At 39.4% G+C, this 22731-nt stretch carries 21 protein-coding genes and 1 tRNA gene; 11 read left to right on the top strand and 11 right to left on the bottom strand.

The window, feature by feature from the left end:
• Positions 1–25 precede the first annotated feature (25 nt).
• The gene (locus B3297_RS22895) at positions 26–1309 is read right to left on the bottom strand and encodes a retropepsin-like aspartic protease (protein WP_070564268.1); all 1284 of its coding nucleotides are present in this window, start codon (positions 1307–1309) and stop codon (positions 26–28) included.
• A 264-nt stretch (positions 1310–1573) separates the two neighbouring features.
• Here B3297_RS22895 and B3297_RS22890 point away from each other — a divergent pair, with 264 nt between their 5' ends.
• Positions 1574–2158, top strand: coding sequence for a TlpA family protein disulfide reductase (locus B3297_RS22890; protein WP_070564265.1), 585 nt, complete (start codon positions 1574–1576; stop codon positions 2156–2158).
• A 93-nt stretch (positions 2159–2251) separates the two neighbouring features.
• Complete coding sequence (locus B3297_RS22885) at positions 2252–3145, top strand: cation diffusion facilitator family transporter (RefSeq protein WP_070564262.1); 894 nt, start codon at positions 2252–2254, stop codon at positions 3143–3145.
• Positions 3146–3202: 57 nt separating this feature from the next.
• On the opposite strand, the gene B3297_RS22880 is transcribed toward B3297_RS22885, so the two are convergent.
• The 3 genes from B3297_RS22880 to B3297_RS22870 form a co-directional block, all read right to left on the bottom strand.
• Positions 3203–4231 (bottom strand): Gfo/Idh/MocA family protein, encoded by a 1029-nt coding sequence (locus tag B3297_RS22880; protein WP_070564259.1) that lies wholly within the window; start codon positions 4229–4231, stop codon positions 3203–3205.
• 62 nt (positions 4232–4293) lie between these two features.
• Positions 4294–5025: a ribose 5-phosphate isomerase A gene (rpiA, locus tag B3297_RS22875; protein ID WP_070564256.1), complete on the bottom strand. Its 732-nt coding sequence runs from the start codon at positions 5023–5025 to the stop codon at positions 4294–4296.
• Between the two features lie 11 nt (positions 5026–5036).
• The gene (locus tag B3297_RS22870; RefSeq protein ID WP_083295861.1) at positions 5037–5789 is read right to left on the bottom strand and encodes a DeoR/GlpR family DNA-binding transcription regulator; all 753 of its coding nucleotides are present in this window, start codon (positions 5787–5789) and stop codon (positions 5037–5039) included.
• A 302-nt stretch (positions 5790–6091) separates the two neighbouring features.
• Here B3297_RS22870 and B3297_RS22865 point away from each other — a divergent pair, with 302 nt between their 5' ends.
• Positions 6092–7249, top strand: coding sequence for a glycoside hydrolase family 130 protein (locus B3297_RS22865; RefSeq protein WP_070564250.1), 1158 nt, complete (start codon positions 6092–6094; stop codon positions 7247–7249).
• A gap of 120 nt (positions 7250–7369) precedes the next feature.
• On the opposite strand, the gene B3297_RS22860 is transcribed toward B3297_RS22865, so the two are convergent.
• From B3297_RS22860 to B3297_RS22850, 3 genes are all read right to left on the bottom strand, one after another.
• Positions 7370–7443: transfer RNA gene (locus B3297_RS22860), tRNA-His, on the bottom strand.
• 247 nt (positions 7444–7690) lie between these two features.
• Complete coding sequence (htpG, locus tag B3297_RS22855) at positions 7691–9580, bottom strand: molecular chaperone HtpG (protein WP_286779546.1); 1890 nt, start codon at positions 9578–9580, stop codon at positions 7691–7693.
• Between the two features lie 168 nt (positions 9581–9748).
• Positions 9749–10312, bottom strand: a complete 564-nt coding sequence (locus B3297_RS22850; RefSeq protein ID WP_070564243.1) for a YqgE/AlgH family protein — start codon at positions 10310–10312, stop codon at positions 9749–9751.
• A gap of 152 nt (positions 10313–10464) precedes the next feature.
• On the opposite strand from B3297_RS22850, the gene pdxH reads away from it, so the two are divergent.
• The 5 genes from pdxH (at position 10465) to ruvB (ending at position 14948) form a co-directional block, all read left to right on the top strand.
• The gene (gene pdxH / locus B3297_RS22845; protein WP_070564556.1) at positions 10465–11118 is read left to right on the top strand and encodes a pyridoxamine 5'-phosphate oxidase; all 654 of its coding nucleotides are present in this window, start codon (positions 10465–10467) and stop codon (positions 11116–11118) included.
• Between the two features lie 2 nt (positions 11119–11120).
• Entirely contained in the window at positions 11121–11609 is a 489-nt protein-coding gene (locus B3297_RS22840; RefSeq protein WP_070564240.1) for an NADH-quinone oxidoreductase subunit C, read from the top strand.
• A gap of 5 nt (positions 11610–11614) precedes the next feature.
• Positions 11615–12811 carry an NADH-quinone oxidoreductase subunit D gene (locus B3297_RS22835; RefSeq protein WP_070564238.1) on the top strand — a complete coding sequence of 399 codons (1197 nt, stop codon included), beginning with the start codon at positions 11615–11617 and terminating at the stop codon, positions 12809–12811.
• Between the two features lie 364 nt (positions 12812–13175).
• On the top strand, positions 13176–13913 hold the full coding sequence (locus B3297_RS22830; RefSeq protein WP_070564553.1) for a polyprenol monophosphomannose synthase: 738 nt from the start codon (positions 13176–13178) through the stop codon (positions 13911–13913).
• Positions 13914–13925: 12 nt separating this feature from the next.
• The gene (ruvB, locus tag B3297_RS22825) at positions 13926–14948 is read left to right on the top strand and encodes a Holliday junction branch migration DNA helicase RuvB (RefSeq protein ID WP_070564235.1); all 1023 of its coding nucleotides are present in this window, start codon (positions 13926–13928) and stop codon (positions 14946–14948) included.
• A 20-nt stretch (positions 14949–14968) separates the two neighbouring features.
• Here the strand turns inward: ruvB and B3297_RS22820 are convergent, their stop codons facing one another.
• The 3 genes from B3297_RS22820 to B3297_RS22810 form a co-directional block, all read right to left on the bottom strand.
• Entirely contained in the window at positions 14969–15511 is a 543-nt protein-coding gene (locus B3297_RS22820) for a hypothetical protein (RefSeq protein ID WP_070564232.1), read from the bottom strand.
• A 7-nt stretch (positions 15512–15518) separates the two neighbouring features.
• On the bottom strand, positions 15519–18005 hold the full coding sequence (locus B3297_RS22815; protein WP_070564229.1) for a S9 family peptidase: 2487 nt from the start codon (positions 18003–18005) through the stop codon (positions 15519–15521).
• Positions 18006–18092: 87 nt separating this feature from the next.
• Positions 18093–19517 carry an ATP-dependent DNA helicase gene (locus tag B3297_RS22810; protein ID WP_070564226.1) on the bottom strand — a complete coding sequence of 475 codons (1425 nt, stop codon included), beginning with the start codon at positions 19515–19517 and terminating at the stop codon, positions 18093–18095.
• A gap of 85 nt (positions 19518–19602) precedes the next feature.
• Here B3297_RS22810 and B3297_RS22805 point away from each other — a divergent pair, with 85 nt between their 5' ends.
• Genes B3297_RS22805 through coaD form a run of 3 tightly spaced genes read left to right on the top strand, consistent with a single transcriptional unit; the run spans position 19603 to position 21408 of the window.
• Complete coding sequence (locus B3297_RS22805) at positions 19603–20400, top strand: DUF3822 family protein (protein WP_286779545.1); 798 nt, start codon at positions 19603–19605, stop codon at positions 20398–20400.
• Entirely contained in the window at positions 20391–20930 is a 540-nt protein-coding gene (gene rsmD / locus B3297_RS22800; RefSeq protein WP_070564219.1) for a 16S rRNA (guanine(966)-N(2))-methyltransferase RsmD, read from the top strand. Before B3297_RS22805 ends, rsmD begins: the two co-directional genes overlap by 10 nt.
• A gap of 1 nt (position 20931) precedes the next feature.
• On the top strand, positions 20932–21408 hold the full coding sequence (gene coaD, locus B3297_RS22795; protein ID WP_070564216.1) for a pantetheine-phosphate adenylyltransferase: 477 nt from the start codon (positions 20932–20934) through the stop codon (positions 21406–21408).
• Positions 21409–21600: 192 nt separating this feature from the next.
• On the opposite strand, the gene B3297_RS22790 is transcribed toward coaD, so the two are convergent.
• Positions 21601–22554 carry an aldo/keto reductase gene (locus B3297_RS22790; RefSeq protein WP_286779544.1) on the bottom strand — a complete coding sequence of 318 codons (954 nt, stop codon included), beginning with the start codon at positions 22552–22554 and terminating at the stop codon, positions 21601–21603.
• Positions 22555–22731 lie beyond the last annotated feature (177 nt).

Here is a 22731-nt window from a genome sequence, read left to right as displayed (position 1 = left end):
AGACTAAACCGAGCTTAGCTTTCTGTTAATTAAATTGGATAAACATATCTTTAAAATTTAGTATCATTATAGAAAATTGGCGAATAATATCTTGTCCTATATTTGCATACACGGTTTCATTCTTAATCTTAGATTTTAATAGGCTTATATTTTTAAGAGCGATCGGTTTATCGCTAATATGGAATGTATGTTGTATAACAAATCCGTCATATTCAACTTGACCGCCTGCGCCTCCCATGGCGACCTTGGTCGGTATATCCTGTTTTTCGATATGTTGTTTGTAGGTTTCGTAAAATGGTGCATAAAGGATTGTTTTTTCAGCTCCTGTATCAAAAGTATAGTGCTTTCCATCAATGGCAATAAGCGGTGATAACCCATCTATTGCAAGATTCGATGCTTTCCATGAAACTGTAGGTCTCTTGGGTACAATGAAAAAATCGTCCTGTGTAAGCTGTACTTCTTGCAGTGCTTCAATAACAGGGAAGCCTATTATACCATTGATCTGATAGCCAATTTGCGGGATACAAAGTGCGCTGTCTGGGAAAACCAGGAATATTGCGTTTGAAATGTTGATGCTACCAAGTTTTAATTGTTTACAAACGGCCAAATCGGCTTTGATAAAAACACCGGTAATGGCGTCTACATCAATATCTGCACGGATAAGATCCATATGAAGACGTTTGGCCACGGACTCTGTGACTGTCGATAGGTTTGCTCCGGTATCAAATATAAAACTTGCCGTATCGCCGTTGACTGTTAGTGTTAGATTCTTCAACCCGGCTTTATCTTTCGTCATTTTAAGACGGGTATCGGCGTTGATTTCTATAAGCTGTGGCCGCACATGTTCAAGTGCTGACCAGATTTTTAGATTGTTTCTGAGATCCGCTCTTGTATCTGTTGACAGCAAAGGATCGAAGTCGAGTAGGATTTTCTGGGTTGTCTGTTTTGCCCCCGCGTAATCTTTCAGTTTGACAAAATTATCTTCCTGAACACGCCATAATTTTAGTCGCAGTGTGTCGGGTAATTCTTCTGTTGCTGCGCTCAATAGTGCTATTTTTTTGTTTGAAGCGATGGGTTTGTTAAAGGCGTTATCGAGTATTGCCAAAATAAAAACTTGCTCATTGGCGTTTAAGAAAGGTTTATTTACCCTAAACAGGTCGCGGGCAGTGAAGAAATCTTTTGATGCTATTAGCTGATATAGCCTGTTGAATTTAGTTGAGGAGGATTGTCCGAAATTAAGCTGGATGGTGATGAATAACAGGAAACATATTGATACGCATTTTTTGAAATGATTTGCTGGGAGATTCATGGTGTATTCAATTAATTGTCTTTTGGTCAACGATATGTTCACGCTCTTAAATGTCGGAAAAGTTCTTGTTAATTTTTTAATTTTATTGTTGCTTATTTTGTTATTGATCAATGGTTTATGTTGTGGAGTTGTGTGTAATACTTGTGGTCTTGAATAATTAAGGTTAAATTAGCTAATGTTTTGAGAAATTTCTCCCAGAAGGATTGGATAGGCGAGGTCTCCGCGATTGGTGGACAGTAATATATTTGTAAATAGCATAATTTAATGAAACAGAAGACGATGAATATTAGGTATAATAAAGGAATTATTTTTTTTGGTCTTGCGGCTTTATCGACCAGTTTATTTTTTGGCTGTGGAAACACAGGCACTAAAAATGAGGCCAAGGCCGAAAAGGTAGAGGGACCTGCTGAAGCTATTGCTGACACTGCAACCACAACGCAGGAGTTATCTTTTAAGGATAAAGAGGGTAAGGTTCTTCAATTAAGTGCTTTAAAAGGTAAGGTCGTGTTTATTAATTTCTGGGCGACCTGGTGTCCCCCATGTATTCATGAACTACCTTCTATTGACCAGCTTAGGCAATCGCTTAAAGATAATAAAGATATCGTTTTTCTCATGGTAGATGTTGATGGCGACATAGAAAAGTCTTCAGCATTCATGGCCGAAAACAAGTATGATCTACCACTTTACATAGCAGCGGGTGAAATTCCTGCAGAATTCTTAGGACAGTCCATACCAACAACGGTTATCTTGGATAAAGCGGGTAAGATCGTAGAGCGTCTGGAAGGAAGCCGTGACTATGGGGCCCCTGAGATAAAAAAAGCATTGGAGGATATCGCGAGCGGTAGCTAAAGCTCGAAGGTTGTGATCACTATTTTATATAGCTGGAGAATAGAATTTGAAAAGAAAAACATTATTTTCGCGGTGTCAAGTTAATTTATAGCTATGTCCGAACTTCAAGAGCAGACTGCAGTCAGAACGACTTATTTTAGTATTGTAGGTAATGCATCACTGGCATTATTAAAATGGTTAGCTGGTTTCTTTGGAAACTCTTATGCGCTGATAGCGGATGCAATTGAGTCAACGGCAGATATTTTCTCTTCATTTCTAGTGCTCCTCGGTTTAAAATATGCGCAACGACCTGCCGACGACAATCACCCTTATGGCCATGGTCGGGTAGAACCACTCATTACATTTATTGTCGTTGGTTTTCTTATTGTTTCTGCAACCATAATCGCTTATGAAAGTATTGAGAATATAGGAACGCCACATGACCTGCCAAAGCCTTGGACCTTATTTGTTCTGGGTGGGATCATTGTGTGGAAAGAGATTTCTTATAGGATCGTTATGAAGAAAAGTAAAGAAACTAATAGTTCTTCACTTCGTGCAGACGCTTGGCATCATCGAAGCGATGCGATAACGTCAGTTGCAGCTTTCATTGGGATATCTATTGCATTGTTGCTCGGAAAGGGATATGAAAATGCGGATGACTACGCGGCATTATTTGCCGCTGGATTTATACTTTATAACTGTTACCATATTTTCAGACCGGCGCTTGGCGAGATCATGGATGAAAATGTATACAATGAGGTCATTGACAATATCCGGCAAGAAGCATTAAAAGTAGATGGGATAAAAGCCACGGAAAAATGTTTTGTCCGCAAATCGGGGGCTAAATATCACGTCGATCTGCACGCTATTGTCGATAGTGAAATTACGGTAAGAGAAGGGCATGAGCTGGCGCATAAACTCAAAGACCACTTGGTTGCGCATATTCCTGATCTTGGTCATGTGATGATCCATATTGAACCGAACGAATGCCTTTGGGAATCAAATTAAAAATGGCAGCACCTATTATTTTTCTTGAACCGTGCTGCCATTTGATTGTTTAAAAACTTAGGTGTTTTCAGCTTCAAGCAATTGAATCTGCCATTTAATCTGATCCGCTTTAATAGGGTAATCGATATTATTTCTTAAGCTTTCATAAATGGCTTCAAACAGCTGATTGTAATCTCCTGTATGTGGCGTTACTAAAGACTCATGTTTTTGATTTGATACGTCTATCGTAACAAGTTTTCCCTCGAGGCCGGCTGGCTCAAGGCCATAAGATGGATCGTCGGGCAACATACCATCTAGCAATTGCTGTTCTTGCACATCCGTCATATTCTTGATAAAACTCCCTTTTGTACCATGTAAGACAAAGGCGGGCTGCGGAGAGGCGACAAGTAAACTGCCTGTTAAATACACGTTCAGTCCAGCTGGATAATAAAGATGATAGTGAAAATAATCTGCAACTTTAGAATCGGGTCTGTTGATGGATGTTGTCTTGGTAAATTTAACCGGTTTTCCAAAAAGTGAGATTGCCTGATCAATAAGGTGCGGACCTAGGTCATAAGTGATACCATTGGAAATATACTGCGTATCTTCCTTAAAGTATTTTTGTCCCAATTCCATTTTATAGCGATCAAATCTGAAATGCACTTCAATCAGCTTTCCTAATTCTCCACTTTCGATCACTTTTTTAATGTCTAAAAAGTGACTATCATATCGTCTGTTTTGATAGAAAAATAAGTCTTTTCCTTGTTTTTTGCTGATGGCAAGAAGCGTATCGAATTGTGTAGAATCATCAACGGCAGGTTTTTCTATCAAAACGTGTTTTCCTGCCTCTAGGGCGTCTTTTGCATATTGGAAATGGGTATAGTTTGGTGTGTTCACAATGACCAGTTCGATGCTTTCATCCGCTAGTAATTCAGTTATATTATCGTAGCTTTTTATTGCCGGATAAAATTCATGTGCGTTTTTTTTCGACCGTTCTACAACAGCGCTGAGATTGAAATGTGGATTGGTATGTATAAATGGCGCGTGAAAAACACGTCCTGACATGCCAAAACTTAGTATTCCTGTGTTAATTTGAGTGTGTTTCATGTTGATTTAAAATATTTTAGCGCAGTTTTGCTACTTGTTGGACTTCAATATAAAATTTAATGCTATTGCGTGCTTTTTTTGTCCGTGTTCGATTCTACAATGCGGTTTGCAAAGTGATGTGTTACGCCATCTTCTGTTGCTCGAAGACATACCGAACACAGTTGATAAAAAAGTGAATGTTCTACAACGCCTGTAATGAGTTTGATTTGTTTATTCAAATCAAAAATATCAGGCAGTTTAGAAAAATAAATGTCTGCCAGGAAATTACCTCTCTCAGATAGTAGAGGCCCCGATTTTTGTTCAGATTTTCGTAATACAATGTTTGATATCGCTGAAGAATAGCTTGATTTTAGTTCTTTAAGTACCGATAGCCAGGCGTCGGGAATAATTTCAACACATAGCGGATATTTTGTGGTCAGTTTATCGACCATCTTTGCGCCATCGACCAAGAGAATAAATTGCTTTGCCATATTCGCCATAATCTTTTCACCTGTATGTACGCCGCCGCCACTTTTGAACGCATTTAAATGAATGTCCACCTGATCACAGCTGTCAAAATAATAATCCAGCGTTGCTATGGTACTGTTATCAATACAAATAAGACCATTTTCTTGGAGCAGTATTTTGGTTTCCAAAGAAGGCGATGTAAATTTCAGGCTGGATTTAAAACTGACCCTACTGGCAATTAATTCAATGAAATAAGCTATTGTTGATCCAACACCTAGTCCAATGAATTGATCAGGTTCTAAAAGTTGAAGAGCAGCTTTGGCGGCTTCCTGTTTGAGATTGTTCATAAATGGTAAACTTATAAAATTGTAATACCTTGTTCGACATAAGGCTGCAAAATGCGATCAGAAGGATCCTTTTCTGTAATTAAATAACTGATATCAGATGCGCGGCATGTTAGAAAAGATGCCAGGGTATCGAGCTTATTGCTCGTTGTGGCAGCAACAATGTTCATTGAATTTTTACATAGTACTCTTTTGATAGCTGTTTCTTCGCGAGTTCTTGCCGTAAGTCCACGATAGGGGTCCAGGCTACATACACCTATGAAGCTGACATCCGCATATATTTCTTCAAAGGTAGAAATAGTTTGCTGTCCCTGCATCGTAAGAGATGATTTGCAGAAAGCGCCACCCGCGAAAATCAAGCTGATGTTTGGGAGGTTTGCAAGTATATTGGCTATTGGGAGACTATGTGTGACCACAGTAAGGTTTAGGCTATCTGGAATGTTGCCAGCAATTGCCTGTGTTGTTGTGCCACCGTCAAAAAAGACGACTTGATGATCTTTCAATAGTGTGATCGATTTTTCTGCTATGGCTTGTTTCTCCATAACATCAAGGTTATTTCGGTCGTATATATCGAATGGTAAGTTTGACCGTAAAGTGGCTCCCCCTCGAATAGCGCGGAGCAAGCCAGCGTCAGATAGTTCTTTAAGATCACGTCGGACGGTATGCTCAGAGACACCAAGTTCGGCCGCTAACTCTGTCATAACTAATTTCCTTTCCTTTTTGATTTTAACTAATATAAAATCGTGACGTTCTTCTTTGGATATCATGCTATAAATGTAGTGTTTTTGTGCTATATGCTGCAATATTTGCCATTATAATCGTTTTAGTATTGCGATATATTGCAATATTTCGAGTTATTTATCGTTGAATTGTTTATTTGTGTTTTTTAGTTTTGATCCCAATTCAATTTTGTTGAACTTGTTTTTGCGGTACTTTTTTCTATTAGCATTATATTTGTGAATGATCAATAATAGTTTCGATCGCTCTTCAGTGGTAACCAATTTATAATTTTCACTTTTACAGGCTGTTGTTTGCTACTACATGTAAAACCATAGAAATCAATTAAAATATGAATATTATCGTAAAAATTGCAGGCTCTATTCTGTTCGTCTTTTTATGCGGCTGCAGCGTGCAGCCTGCTGGAAAGCTTAAAAAAGAACAATGGGTATTAGGAGGCTTTGAACGGCCCAAAGGTGTCAATCCAATTATTGAGCCCGATACGAGTTCCGTATTTTATGATCCAATGCTGAAGAAAGAAATTCGATGGGAGGACAACGACACTTTTAATCCTGCTGCAGTAGTAAGGGGAAATAGTATCTATGTCATTTATCGTGCAGAAGATCGGACAGGAAAAGCTATTGGCCACCGGACCTCCCGATTGGGGTTAGCAGCTAGTGCTGACGGTATTCATTTTGAACGACTGAAAACGCCTATATTCTATCCGGGGCCTGATGAGCAGCAAGATAACGAGTGGCCTGGCGGGACAGAAGATCCTCGGATAGCACAGACTGAGGATGGGCGTTTTGTGCTATTTTATACCCAATGGAACCGAAAGGTACCGCGGCTTGGTGTAGCAATATCCACTGATCTGAAACACTGGACTAAATACGGTCCTATTTTTAAGAACTCGAGAAATAGGCGCACTCTAGTCAATGAACCGCATAAATCGGCTTCTATTGTGACTACATTGAAAGGTAACAAACAGGTTATAGCTAAAATCAATGGGAAATATTGGTTGTACTGGGGAGAACATGGTGTTTATGGCGCCACATCCGATAATTTGATTGACTGGGAACCCGTAACAGATAATAGAGGTACACTGAAAGCCTTCATTTCGCCGAGGGATGGTTACTTTGATAGTTCGTTGACAGAGTGCGGTCCTCCAGCAGTTTTGACTGATAAAGGAATTGTATTGCTATACAATGGTAAGAATCATGCTGAGAAAGGGGATGTGCGTTTTAATAAAAATACCTATTCCGCTGGACAGGTTTTATTTAGTCCACGAGATCCGACAAGCGTATTGGCTCGAATGGATGTTCCGTTTTTACGCCCCATGGAATCTTTCGAAAAAAGTGGACAATATATAGATGGAACGGTTTTTATCGAAGGATTGGTCTTTTTTAAACAAAAATGGTTTTTATATTATGGTTGTGCGGACTCTAAAGTTGCTGTGGCTATTTATGATCCGCGCCATCCAGGGCTTATGGATCCTGTGCCTGAACTGTAAAAGGGAAGAAGTTGCCTTTGAAGCTTGTTCGGATGATGGGTAGCTGGTCAAGGAGCATTTGTTTAGTTGGCTGAGAACTTATCAAATTAAAAAAGGCAGATCATTTGATCTGCCTTTTTGGGTAAGTAATCGGGCTCGAACCGACGACCCCTAGAACCACAATCTAGTGCTCTAACCAACTGAGCTATACCTACCGTGATTTTGATGATACAAAAGTACGATTAAACCCTATTCCCTCCAAATATTTGACTGAAAAAAAACAGCGTTTAAAGCCAACTGGGTGAAGATTAGTTTATTAAATTTTAATAAAAAACATCTAAAGGGTTGCATTTCGATAATGCCATGCATTTGGCTGCTCCAAATTTGTCATTTGTGTCCAATTTTTAATAAAAAAGGCGGTTACTATTAAAGAGACCGCCTTTTTTATTAGAAGGAATACCCTTAAATCATTTCTACACTTCTCTTCACAAAAGATGTCAGATCTGCTCCAGACAATAAACCTCTGGATAAGAGTGCTAAATCAAAAGCTTGTTTTGCCAGTTTTGAACCTTCTTCGTCTGATGACGATAAAATTCTTTTGATCAGCGGATGGTTCCCATTGACTGTTACCTTATAATTATCGGGCAATGAACCATAAAAATTCATGCCACCACCTGTCTTGGCCATATCTTTCATTCGACGCATAAATTCATCAATTGTTACCGATACAGGCAGGTCACTTTCATTTAACGCGTCAACTTCAACTTTCATATCTTGGCGCGAAATTGCTTTTTCGAAAACCTCCAGCGCTTTTTTGGATTCTTCTTCTGAAAGGGCCAATTCAACCTTTTCATCTTTTTGGATCAACTTATCGATAACGTCAGCATCTACACGTTTCAGCTGTACCTTATCGCCGCCCTTTTGCTCTAAATAAGCTGCAAAGTGTGTATCCAATGGCCCATCAAGCATCAAAACATCATAACCTTTGTTTAATGCTGTTTGGATAAAGCCATCTTGTTGAGCGGCGTCATGTGTATATAAGTAGACAATGTTACCATCTTTATCTACCTGGATATCTTTGACCTTTTCGTAATACTCTTTAATGGTGAAGCTTTGGTTACCTGTGTTTTTTACTAAACAGAAGTCATTTGCTTTGTCAGCAAATTTCTCATCGCTAAGCATACCGTATTTGATAAATAAACCGATATCCGTCCATTTCTCTTCAAATCCCTTACGGTCGGTCTTAAATATTTCGTTCAATTTGTCAGCCACCTTTTTGGTGATATAACTGTTGATTTTTTTTACGTTACTGTCTGCCTGTAAAAATGAACGGGATACGTTTAACGGAATGTCCGGTGAATCAATTACCCCATGAAGTAACATCAAGAATTCAGGAACAATATCTTTCACCTCGTCGGTGATAAACACTTGTCGAGAATAGAGTTTAATTTTATTACGCTGGATTTCCAGTTCATTTTTAACTTTAGGGAAGTAGAGGATACCTGTCAGGTTGAATGGGTAATCAACATTGAGGTGTATCCAAAACAAAGGTTCATCCATTGAATATGGATAGAGTTCGCGGTAGAAGGCTAGATAATCTTCGTCTTTTAATTCAGACGGTGATTTTGTCCAGGCTGGATTGGTATTATTGATGATATTATCTACCTCTACAGATTTGTATTTTGGTTTTCCTTCTTCGTCTTCACCGTCCTGTTCAGAATTTGTTTTGGTGCCAAAACGGATTGAAACAGGAAGAAATTTAGCATACTTATCTAAAATGTCCTGTAGTCGTGCCTGGCTTAAAAATTCTGTTGATTCTTCATTAATATGTAAGATGACGTCGGTACCACGTGTGGTTCTTGAGCCCGTAGAAATTTCGTAAGATGTACTACCATCGCAAGTCCAATGAGCCGGTTCTGCGCCATCTTGATAGGATAAAGATTGGATTTCTACGGTATCGGCTACCATAAATGCGGAATAGAAGCCTAAACCAAAGCGACCAATGATTTCATTTGCGTCATTTGCCTCCTTGAATTTTTCCATGAACTCTGTTGCTCCTGAGAAAGCGATCTGGTTGATGTATTTTTTTATTTCATCGGCTGTCATACCAATACCATTATCGGAAATAGTGATGGTCTTGGCCGCTTCATCAAATTTTACGTCTACAATCAATTCTCCTGTTTCCCCTTGGTATTGACCCAAAGAAGCCAGACGTTTGATTTTTTGAGAAGCATCAACGGCATTAGATACCAGTTCACGCAAGAAAATTTCATTATCAGAGTATAAGAACTTTTTGATTACGGGAAATATATTCTCCGTGTGAATTGAAATACTACCTTTTTCTGGATTCATAATTTGTATGTCGCTATTTTAATTTTATGATTTGTTTAAAACATACAATCAGTGTTCCAAATCGTCCCTACAGGACATGATGGCAGAAAACCGCCTATTTTGTCATAGGCTCATTCGGTGATTTACGGACTCGTAAAGCAAACTGTCATATAGCGTAAGTCCCTTTCGCTAATTTAGACCTGGGCTCTGTGGGAAGTTGGCGACATGTGCATATTTGGGACCTAATCCAATGATGGCATCCTTCCATAGCAATTCGCCATTACCTTCAAAAATGAGCTGTTGGTGGTATTTGTTTTGTACAGCCCAGCTATTTTCTTTGATTTCGCCGTCCAACTGACCGGCAGACCATCCAGAATATCCGATAAAGAATTTTAATTCGTCAGGTTTTATGCTATCGGTTTGTATGGCTTCAATAAGCTTTTCTTCATCGCCTCCAAAATAGATTCCAGGAGCCACTTCCTCGCCACTTAGCAGTAAATCAAAACGGCTATGTACAAAAAAAAGACTTTCCTGAGCCACAGGACCACCGACGTAGATGGGGAAATTGCAATTCGGTATAGATTCCAATAATTGGCCTATGCGAACATTGGTTTGATTATTTAGGACAAATCCGAGGGAACCCTCTTTATTGTATTCACATAACAATATCACGGATCTGAGGAATCTAGGGTCTAGCATAAATGGCTCGGAAATCAATAGACTTCCTTTTTGTGGGTTTAGTTCGGTAAACATATAGCGCGAATTTTAATTATTTATTGAATTTAATCTTTTTTATTTAATCTATGCGAGATTTGTGCCAAAATTGAGATTTTGTCAATTTCTACTAACTTTATAGAGAAAAAGCAATGATTTTAGTAAGTTTGTGGGATATAAAACAGGTTTCTATGTCCATTCAACATAAAGATATTGCAGCAATCAGACAGGATTACGTATTAGGTAGCCTATCTGAATCGGATGTGGATCGTAATCCAGTCCACCAGTTTAAAAAATGGTTTGATGAGGCTATTCACAGCGAGGTAATCGAGCCTAATGCCATGGTGCTTTCAACGGTGTCATCCGATCAATTACCTTCCTCGCGAGTTGTTTTATTGAAGGACATTGTAGCTGAAGGACTGGTCTTTTTTACAAATTATGAAAGCCGTAAAGGGGAAGACATGAAAGCGAATCCGCATGTTGCCATGTTGTTTTTTTGGCCTGAATTACAAAGGCAGGTCCGAATTGAAGGTGTTATTGATTTTGTAAGTGAGGCCGATTCCGATGAATATTTCCAATCGCGCCCAAAAGCAAGCCGTATCGGTGCACTAGCATCCCCGCAGAGCCATGAAATCCCCAACCGTAGTTTTTTGGAAAACAGGGTGGAAGCACTCGAAAACCAATACAATGGAAGCGATTCTGTACCGAGACCGTCACATTGGGGTGGCTATCTGTTGAAACCGATTTATTTTGAGTTTTGGCAGGGGCGTGCAAGCCGGCTACATGATCGCATAGTCTATAAAAAGGTGTCGGATTCCTGGAAGATTACGCGTATAGCTCCATAAATATGACATTTGACGAAATTAAATCGATGCTTGTTTCCAAATTTGGAACTCAACTTATTCTTAAAGAAGATCGCAACGGGCTGCAGCCTGCACTATTTATAGATAAAGCAGATATTGTAGCCGTTTGTTTATTCCTCCGGGATACAGAAGGCTTATATTTTGATTTTTTAAGCAACCTTACTGCAGTGGATTATCAAACGCATTTTAGCATTGTCTACCATTTAAATTCCTTGCCGTATCAACACAGTTTGGTCTTAAAAGTTGAGTTGTCTGGTCATCGTTCGCTGGATGAACTACCGGAGATTCCTTCGCTTACTTCGGTGTGGCGCACGGCAGACTGGCATGAGCGCGAAGCATTTGACCTGATGGGGATTTATTTTGAGGGACATCCGGACCTTAGAAGGATTTTGCTGCCTGACGATTGGGAGGGCTATCCTTTACGGAAGGATTATGAGGAAGCGGAGAAATATCATGGCATTCATATTAATTGATAGAAATGGCGAATCCAAAATATAAAGAGGCATTACTGCGCTATGAAAAACACCTTACAGAGATCTCAAGTCAGGAAATGGTGTTGAATATGGGACCTCAGCACCCTTCGACACATGGTGTGCTTCGGTTACAACTGATTACAGACGGAGAGATCGTGAAAGAGGTTGTTCCACATTTGGGTTATCTGCATCGTTGTTTCGATAAGCATGCTGAATCGTTGAATTATGCAAAAACAATTCCTTTTACTGATCGCTTGGACTATTTGGCTTCGATGAACAATAGCCATGCTTTCGTTATGGGAGTTGAACGTATGCTTGGCCTTGACAGCAAAATACCTAAAAGAATAGAGTACATTCGGGTTTTGGTCTGTGAACTCAACCGAATAGCATCCCACCTGATTGCTATTGGTACATATGGTATTGATATCGGTGCCACAACGCCATTTTTGTGGTGTTTTCGGGATCGTGAACATATCATGAATATGTTGGAATGGACCTCAGGTTCCAGGATGCTGTACAACTATATCTGGGTAGGCGGGTTATTTTATGATTTGCCCGTTGGCTTTGAAGAGCGCTGTACAGAATTTATCACGTATTTCAAACCTAAATTGGTCGAACTGGATGAGATATTGACACAGAACCAAATATTTATTTCCCGTACGGCTAAAATAGGTGTACTTCCTGCTGATGTTGCTATAAATTATGGTGTATCGGGACCTATGCTGCGTGCTTCGGGAATAAAATGGGATTTGAGACGCATAGATGGTTATTCTGTCTACCCAGAAATTGATTTCGAGATACCTGTGGGAAAAGGTGAAATGGGGGTAATCGGTGATTGCTGGGATCGTTATAAAGTTAGGGTGGACGAGGTCAAGGAATCGGTTCGCATTGTCGAACAATGCCTTGAACGACTACAGAAAGACTTTAAACGTACGGCCGAATTTGATCCGCGCGCTTTGGTCCCGAAGAAAGTGAATCTGAAAGCTCAGGACTACTATGTCCGTGCTGAAAATCCGAAAGGAGAATTAGGGTTTTATTTTGTCACAAAAGATAAATCAGATATCCCGTTGCGGGTCAAGTCAAGGGGCCCAAGCTTTAATAACCTTTCCGTGATTTCAGAACTTGGAAAAGGGGTGCTGATTGCTGATTTAATTGCGATCCTAGGATCGATTGATATCGTTTTGGGAGAGGTTGATCGTTAGACTGCGGTAGTGTGCATGTTTTATAAACGATTTAGCAAAATAAAATAGAGATTGTATTGAAAATGTTGCATGAAAACGCAATTAAATTTGTAATTGAAAGCAATTTTCATCATATTTGCAGTCTCATAATTTAAGTTTATAATTGGTTAATGAAAGCTCGTTACTCCCAAAGTAACGGGCTTCTCTTTTTTATAGCGTGCAATCTATTGATGCTGTGTATTTATGATACTGGTGTGTTGGTTTGAGCTTGAAGGGTTTACTGCCTTTTCTCGCGAGTATTGTTGATTATCCTGTAGATTTCATCGAATTCCTGTACTAGAATTTAACGTAAATGATTACCTTTACTGGTCTTAAATATAAAAAAGTGACGGATAGTTTAGTTATCATTCCAACATATAATGAAAAGGAAAATATTGAAAAAATCATTCGCAAAGTTTTTTCCTTATCACACGCATTTGATATTCTAATTGTAGACGATGGTTCGCCCGATGGGACGGCTACAATCATCAAGAATTTACAGGTTAATGAATTTTCTGGCCGTTTGTTTATCGAAGAGCGAATCGGGAAGCTGGGTTTAGGAACAGCGTATATCCATGGATTTAAATGGGCGCTATCCCGCGAACATTACCGCTATATTTTCGAAATGGATGCAGATTTCAGCCACAATCCAGAGGATTTACTTCGTTTACGGCAGGCTTGTGCGGATGGTGCAGACATGAGCATAGGTTCGCGTTATATCAAGGGCGTGAATGTTGTCAATTGGCCGATGAGCCGTGTGTTGATGTCCTATTTTGCTTCAGTATATGTTCGTTTTATAACAGGAATAAATATCCAGGATGCTACCGCAGGATTTGTTTGTTTCACCAGGGAAGTCCTGAGGACAATCCCACTCGAAAAGATTAAGTTTGTAGGGTATGCTTTCCAGATTGAAATGAAATTCACCGCCATAAAATATGGCTTTGATGTAGTCGAAGTACCCATTATATTCACAGATCGGACCGAAGGCACATCAAAGATGAGCACAAGTATCTTTAAGGAAGCTTTTTTTGGAGTTATCCAATTGAAATTAGGAAGTATCGGAAAGCGGTACAAGAGAAATTAAAAGATCGCTACAATGAACGAGAATTTAGATCCAAATCCAGGGCGTCTGAGCAACACAGATCGTGATATTGAACGGGCATTGCGGCCTCAGGCTTTTGAAGATTTTACAGGTCAGGCTAAAATATTAGAGAACCTCAATATTTTTGTGAAGGCAGCCAGGCTGAGAGGCGAGGCGCTGGATCACGTTTTGCTACATGGCCCCCCAGGCTTAGGAAAGACGACCTTATCCCATATCATTGCTAATGAGATGGGTGTTGGCATTAAAATTACTTCGGGACCTGTATTGGATAAACCGGGTGATCTTGCAGGATTATTGACAAATCTCGAAGAAGGGGATGTCTTGTTTATCGATGAGATCCACCGTTTAAGCCCTTTAGTAGAAGAATATCTCTATTCGGCAATGGAAGATTTTAAAATCGACATTATGCTGGAAACAGGACCGAATGCACGGTCTGTGCAGATCTCCCTTAATCCGTTTACCCTAATCGGGGCAACAACGCGATCAGGACTTTTGACAGCCCCTTTGCGTGCACGCTTTGGAATTAATTCCCGCCTACAATATTATGATGCGAAACTCCTGACAACTATCGTGTTGCGTTCGGCACATATCTTAAACACACCGATTTCTGATGAAGGTGCCTATGAGATTGCACGAAGGAGCAGAGGTACACCCCGGATAGCCAATGCTTTACTGCGCCGTACACGGGATTTTGCACAGATAAAGGGTAACGGAAGCATCGATAAAGAAATAGCGAAATATGCTTTGCACGCGCTTAATGTGGATGAAAATGGTTTAGACGAGATGGACAACAAAATCTTAACGACTATTATAGACAAATTTAAAGGTGGACCTGTCGGTTTAAAAACTGTAGCCACAGCAGTTGGGGAGGATGAAGGTACGATTGAGGAAGTCTACGAACCCTTTCTGATTCAAGAAGGATACATTATGCGGACCTCGCGGGGTCGCGAATGTACAGAGGCTGCTTATAAGCATTTGGGCCGTGTCAATCACTCGAAAGGAAATACATTGTTTTAATCGCGAATAGAAACGATACTTTAACTTTTCTGCTGAATAATTTTATTGGTCCGGCTCATTAGGGCTGGACTCGGTTTTGTTCGTTGAAAATAGCTTATCTGAGCCTGTAACTCCTCATGTATCCAAGGGTACTTTTTTCGTAGGTTATTTAAGATGTCCAGGCAGTTGACCAATACAGCGACAGGACATGCAGGTTCGATCATCCATTGGAAGGAATGCTCGATAATTTCTTCTTCTATCTCATTTTGAAGTGTATATTCTTTATTTTTTTTAGACGTTAAAAATAATAGAATTTTAGTATAGCTTCTAAGACAACTCCAGTTTTTTTGTTTTTTTAAATTGTTCAAAAATTGCGGGAGAACAGATTTTAGCAACGCTGTATTCTTTAAAACGATGGTTTCAAATACCCATGCGGCGCGAAAGGCAACCTTTTTATCCTTCTCTAAGGAGATGTTCAGCAGATCAGCCAGGGTTATTCCTTGGAGCATCTCCAAAGAAAAATCCGTTACCTCGAAAGATCTCAAGGTAACGGATAAAAATGCTAATTTTTCATTGTAGGTCATGTAACCGTTATTTTTGTGGCTTTTCTCGATTCATTTCAGTCATGTCAACTTCGTTCATCTTGGAATCACCCAATAGATATTGGCTAAAGTAATCGCCCATTTTCCAGAAGAAATACTCCGTCATATCGCCAAAGCCATGTCTTTGTCCAGGTAATAGCAGGAAATCAAATCTTTTGTTAGCCTTGATCAATGCGTCTACCATGCGAATTGAATTTGCCGGGTGCACATTGTTGTCAATGTCTCCTGTAGCGATAAGTAGTCTGCCTTTTAGGTTTTTTGCGAGCTCTGTATTTTTATTGATTTGGTAGGAGAATGTTGTATCGCCTTTAGCCGATACTTTTTCTGTCACCCCATGATGACGCTCACTCCACCAGCGGTTGTAAATCTGATTTTCATGGTTTCCGGCGCCAGACACCGCAACTTTAAAGAAGTCAGGGTAAACAAGCATCGCCGCTGTAGACATAAAACCACCGCCGGAGTGACCAGTTATACCAACGCGGTTAATGTCGATGTATTTATAACGATCTGCGAGCTGTTCCGCCGCTACTTTTTTATCTTCCAAACCATAATCGCGCAGATTGCCATATCCATAGGTATGATACCATTGCGAACGTGAAGGATGTCCACCACGGTTACCAACTGTGATGACGATAAAGCCAAACTGCGCTAGCCTATCGATTCTGTCCATGCTTCTTCCAAAGGATTTATTGACAGCTTCGGTTTGAGGCCCAGGGTATACATATTCCACAATTGGATAAGTTCTGGTACTGTCAAAGTCAAATGGTTTGTACATGACCCCATAGAGATCCGTGGTGCCATCCCCAGCTTTCACTTTAAAAGGTTCTGGAAATTTGTACCCGGCAGCAAATAGCAAGGATAGGTCAGCTTTTTCCAGTGTCATTATTTTCTGTCCATTGCTATTGTATAAGACGGATTCAGGAGTCGTGTTTACTCTGGAGGAATTATTGACAAAATATCGGGAAGATTCGCTCACTTCCACTTGGTGGTCAAAGTTTCCTGGATTCAATAATTTAATTCCGGAACCATTTGTATTTACACTGTACTGATGTAGATAATAGGGGTCTTCGTTTTTCTCACGTCCCGATGCTGTAAAGTATAATGTTCCGGAAGCAGGGTCAAAGCCGGTAATTTCCTCCGTATGAAAAGCTCCTTTTGTAATTTGATTAATCAATTTTCCATTTGTGTCGTAGAGGTAGTAGTGGCCCCAGCCATCTCTTTCCGACCAATGAACTAATTGCTTCTTGTTTTCGATCAGGAATGGTTTTTGAACATCCAGATATACATTGGAACGCTCCTGGATAATATTGTTTACCGTACCATTTATATTGACCTTTAGGAGATCAATTCGTTTCAGGTCGCGGCTAGAGCGTGAAATGTAAAACTCTTCGTTATTGCCCAGCCAATAGTTGGTAAAATAATCCTCTTTATAAGAATTTTTATCCGGGGTTTTTGTCCAGGTAGAGACGGTCTGATTTTTAAACGCAGCTATATTGATGCGGCGTGGAGTTTTTGCTGCCGCGTCGAAGATATATAGTTCAGTTTCTGTCGAATCGACTTCGCCTGGCATTTGGTATTTATAAGTTTCAAGTGTCGGCCGGGATGAGCCAACATTATTGATTACCCATAAGGGCTTTAGAGAACGGTTGTCCTTTCTGGTCAAGGTAAAATAACGTCCATCCGGAGACCAGCTGATCCATACCCGCTTGCGTTTAGTATCGTTGTCTTTATCTTTTTCCTCACCCGTAGTTGTGCTATATTCATCACCGCCCCAAGCATAATATTGCACCCCGTCTTTTGTTATCTGGTGCTCAACAATGGTGCTGTCTTTTTCATCCTTTACCGCTTTAAGATAGTTGGATTTGTCCATCCAATACAAGTTGTAATCTTTCGCAAAATAGACTGTATTGGTGTCAGGCGAGAATGTCGCCCAACCCAATGGCGGTTTTACCTTTGTCGAGTCGCTGATTTCTACCACAGACTGTGCTGCTAAGTCATATTCCAGATAAAATAGTTTCTTTTTGGTGGTATCGGACTTATTCTTGAGCTTTTGTATTTCATCTTTGGATTTTACGGTATCTTTGGTACTCTGAATCTGAAACCTCAATTTTTTCTCATCTTTGGTAAATCGAAGCCCCTGTAATTCCAGATGTTGGGCATCTACAGGATTTTTAACGATTTTAGTAATTTGAGCGGCGAGGTTGTCGTTATTGAAAAGAAGTTCTTTCTTTTTCAGCGCAGGGTTTACAATGTACCAGTTTCTTCCCTGCGGACTTGCGTAATCATACCAAAAGCGATCGGAAAAATTGATCCAATTTGGTTTGATGCTCGTCGAAAAAATCATTTTCTTTAATTTTTCAGGGGAGAATTTTGCAGCCAGCTGATAATTTGACTTTATAGGGGCTTCCTTCGCCTGTTGTGCAGCGCTAACATAGGGCAATAAGCTCGCCGCTAAGATTAAGTAGTACTTATGCATTAATAATAAAGATAATTGTATAATAATGGTTCTGAACGTAAAAATATCTATTATTAGGTTCTTTTGCGAATGATTCGTGTAATAATCCTATGATGGATAGAAGTTTTCATTGAAATTGACCAGAAAAAGTTCCTTTGTTGCTCGGGTAACCCCAGTGTATAACCATCTTAAAAATTCAAGATCCAACATATCATCGTTTATATAGCCCTGGTCAACAAACACGATTGGCCATTGACCACCTTGTGCTTTATGGCAGGTAATTGCAAATGCAAATTTAATCTGAAGGGCATTATAATAGGGGTCTTTTTTGATTGCTTCGAGCCTGTCCTTCTTATCCATGATATCGGCATAATCCAAGGCAATCTCTTCGTAGAGAGCTTTTTGGCTTTCATAGGGCAGATTGGGGCCGTCTGTATAGAGGCTATCTAAGATAACGCGGCAGGTGATGGGTTCTATTTCGTCAATGTCTACAAATTCAAGTGTGACATCTGCAAATCGAAATCCATGCTGATCGTGGATGTTACTTACTTTTCGTACTTTGGCCATATCGCCATTTGCAATAAATCCATCGCCCATGTTGTTTTCCTGTAACCAGAAGTAGTTGTTTTTTACAACCATAATATAATCTCCGCCCGTCAGTTCCTCGTCCCGGAACAAAATTCGGTTCCTTATATTTTGGTTGTATAAATTTGCAGATCGATTTGAACGGCAGATAATCATGGTATTTTCGAGTCCATATTTGTCATATGCATAGTTTATACCTTCGATTAACCGTTCACCTGTCATTCTGTAAAGATCTTTAAATCCTTTTGTTATGAATTTTGGAAAAGGGAAGTCGTCTTGATCTTCTTCTGCCGAGGTTATCTCTTCGCGTATTTTGGTTGCATTGTACAATATACCGGAGTCTTTGGATTGGCGGACAACCGTGGTTAGCTCAAAAGGATAAACGCAAAGATGAAATTCACTTTCGAGATAGCTTGGGTTTAAGGCAGGACTATCCAGGAGTCCTACAGGAGGTAATTGAGCCGTATCTCCAACAAATAATAGGGTACAGTTCTTCCCCGATTGTACATAACGGATCAAGTCGTCCAACAGGCTTGCCGAAAATGCATTCACAGGTGCGTTGGATATCATTGAAGCTTCATCGATGATAAATAAAGTGTCTTCGTGCAGGTTCTCCGCCAAGGTGAAATCCAGCTGAAATGATACAGCAGATTTTTTTCGGTATATTTTTTTGTGTATTGTCAGTGCTTTGCGACCAGAATAATAGGTGATCACTTTTGCCGCCCTGCCTGTTGGTGCCAGCAGAACAGCCTTTTTCCGTAATGCAGGCAGCACTTTAACCAGCGCCGAAATTAATGTTGTTTTTCCCGTACCAGCGTATCCTTTAAGTACAAAGCAGGATTGCTTGTCAAAAGCGAGAAGAAATTCTTGCAATAATTCGAAAGCCTCCAACTGCTGTTCGGTGGCTTGCCATGGGAATTGCTGTATTAACAGATTTTTGATGAACACCCTCAAAGTTATTTAAAAGGTTTGTCTTATCCTCTAGAAAAAGCTATTTTTGCTCTAAGAAGTTTTAATTTTTACAATTCAGCGAATGAATTATATTTCAAAACAATTTAATATTCATTATTTACCGGAGTACAATCTTTTGGTCAAGGCTGGCTTTCAGAAGGATGTCTTGGCGGTGGTTGATAAAAAGTCGATCGCACCGATTTTGATCGAGTATCCGTCTGAGGAGCCAATTTTGGATGCCACACGGATTATGAGCCTTCCGTTTCGATTTGTCCGCGTTGTGATACCACATCAAACTTTTACGTTTATTCCAAAAGAATTTTTTCTGAGCGAAAATATCAGCGATTACCTACAGTTTTTAGGTACAACTGATCTTGAAAATACATTTAGCTATTCTTTAGATAATCTTAATTTAGTTGCTGTATACCAGTTTGATGGGCTTTTATTAAATAGGTGGAAGCGGTTGTTTCCTGATGCTGTTATACTTCCCGAATTTGCGGTTGTGCTTGATCGTGCCCAGGAGCGTGTATCTATTAGAGGGAGTGTGCTGGGGCTTCATTTTGTAGCTGAAAATACAGTTGATTTTTATCTGTTTAAAAACGGGGTTTTTCAGCTTTATAATAGTTTTGAAATTCATATTCTTGATGATATCAGCTACTATGTCCTTAATATTTTAACACAATTCAATCTAGGGGACTCCATCAATAAAGTGCTCCTTTCAGGAGAAATTCCAAATGAATCCTATTATAAACGTATCTCTACTTATGCGGGTGATATCGAAATATTGGATTTGAAGACAAAAGTCGTATTGGCGGATAGCGAGATCGAGTCAAATTTGACCCCATATAATGTATTGTTTGATTCTATACTATGCGAATAATCGGAGGTCGTTTAGGTGGTTTAAGGCTGAACCCACCAACCAATTTACCTGTGAGGCCAACCACGGATATCGCTAAGGAAGCGCTGTTTAATATTTTACAGAACCGACTGGATTTTGATAGTTTAAAGTGTCTGGATCTTTTTGCAGGAACAGGAAATATTAGTTTTGAGCTCGCATCGCGAGATGTGGAGTCAGTAGATGCAATAGATCTTCATTTCAAATGCGTGCAATATATCAATGAAACAGCCGGGAAGATGAAACTGGAGCAAATTAAAACAAGGAAAGCCGATGTATTTAAGTTTATTGCCAGTTGTAAGGATACCTATGATTTTATTTTTGCAGACCCACCTTATGATATTCCTAAATTGCCACAATTGCCAAAATTAATTTTTGAACAGGAATTGCTGCATGAACATGGGCTCCTTGTTGTTGAGCATCCGTCAACAAGACAAATGGAAGATCATCCAAATTTTATAGAAACTAGAAAATACGGGTATTCATCATTTTCTTTTTACGCTAAGACTATCTAATATGAAAATTGCTGTTTTTCCGGGCTCTTTTGACCCCTTTACATTAGCTCATCAAGATCTTGTTGAGAGAGCAATGCCGCTATTTGATAAAATTATTATTGCAGTGGGCTATAATGCCAATAAAAAAGGAATGTTAGATCATGACGAACGGGTAGATTCAATTAGCCGTGTTTTTAACGATGTGAGTAGGGTTGAGGTGCATAAATATAAAGGTCTTACAGTAGATTTCTGTAAGCAAGTTAAAGCAGGTTTTATATTGCGTGGGCTCCGAAATACCAATGATTTTGAATATGAAAATGCAGTTGCTCAAAATAATTTGTTGCTCAATAATGATGTTGAAAGTTATTTTTTAATGAGTAGATCTGGAAAGGCTCATATTTCTTCATCCATTGTTAGAGACGTGTGGTTTAATGGAGGAGATATCAGTGCGATGGTGCCTGTTTCCATTTTATCCTTACTGAATGAAAAAATAAGATAAGTTGCCTCGGGCTGAGAAAAAGTTATTGAAAAACAGGTGTTTATATTCGTTATCTAAATCATCTGTTTTCTTTATTTTAGAACAGCTCAATTTCTCCTATACGGTATAGCCAAATATTATTTGGTAACTTGATTAGTATATTTTTAATGTTCTTATTTTCAATATACTAGATTGTTTTTTTGTGCTTTTGGTCTAGTAATCGCTTGCTTGGTTTAAGAGGTAATACTCTTCCGGTGTCAGCTTTATTTCTACAGCTCTGCTAAGTTCTTCGAGCTGCTGGATACTAGTTGCACTCACTATAGGCGCTGTAACTGAAGGCCTGTGTAAACTCCAGGCTAACGCTATAGCGGACATGCTAGCTTGTTGTGTATGTGCTATCTCAGCCAAAACATCTAAAATGCGCAGGCCGCGGGTGTTAAACTTGTCTTTTAATGCGTCATAACGCTTGGCACCTTTGATGTCATCAATAGAGCGGTATTTACCCGACAGGAAACCACTGGCAAGTGAATAATAGCTGATGACGCCAAGATGATTATCGAGGGCCAATTGTTCATACTGCTCTTCGTATTTCATCCGGTCGTAAAGGTTATATTCGGGCTGAATAGCGATATAATACGGTAAATTGTGGTCTTCGGCTATACGAAGGGATTCTGAAATCCGTTCTGGACTTAGGTTGGAAGCACCGATCCATTTTATTTTTCCATTCTGTATCAGGTTATGATAAGGCTCCAGTGTTTCATCGATTCCAGTTGTCAGATCATCGTGATGAGATTGATAAAGATCGATTGTGTCTACATTCAATCGCAGGAGTGAATCTTCCACAGATTTAATAATATACTCTTTTTTAAGATTAGGTTTACTATTGTCTATTCGACGTCCGCCGACTTTTGTTGCAATCTGAATTTTATCGCGAATATCTCTTTTGCTGATCCATTTGCCAATGATTGTTTCTGATTCTGACCCACTGTGTCCCGGCACCCAATGTGAATAGTTGTTGGATGTATCAATAAGACTGAATCCCATATCGATAAAAGCATCTAACAGGGCGAAAGATTGTTTCTCATCGACGGTCCAGCCAAATACATTTCCACCGAAAACAAGAGGTTTGAATTCAATTTCACTGTTTCCGAGTTTTACTTTTTCCATAATCATTTGATTGTTTTCTGATTAAAAATACGTAAAAAAGGTCGTTTTCAATCGTTCTATAGGGAAATGAAAAGTTTTTTTAAAATTTTCTCATTCATTTTCAATGAGTTTTAAAAATGATCAGTATAGTGATTTGGAATAATAAAAACTTTACTTACTTTTGCATCATCCCAAACG

Source organism: Sphingobacterium sp. UBA3519 (assembly GCF_002377215.1).
In the GTDB taxonomy this organism is placed as follows: domain Bacteria; phylum Bacteroidota; class Bacteroidia; order Sphingobacteriales; family Sphingobacteriaceae; genus Sphingobacterium; species Sphingobacterium multivorum.
The sequence above is the reverse complement of the archived record's forward strand: the minus strand, read 5'-3'. Positions and strand labels throughout refer to the sequence as shown.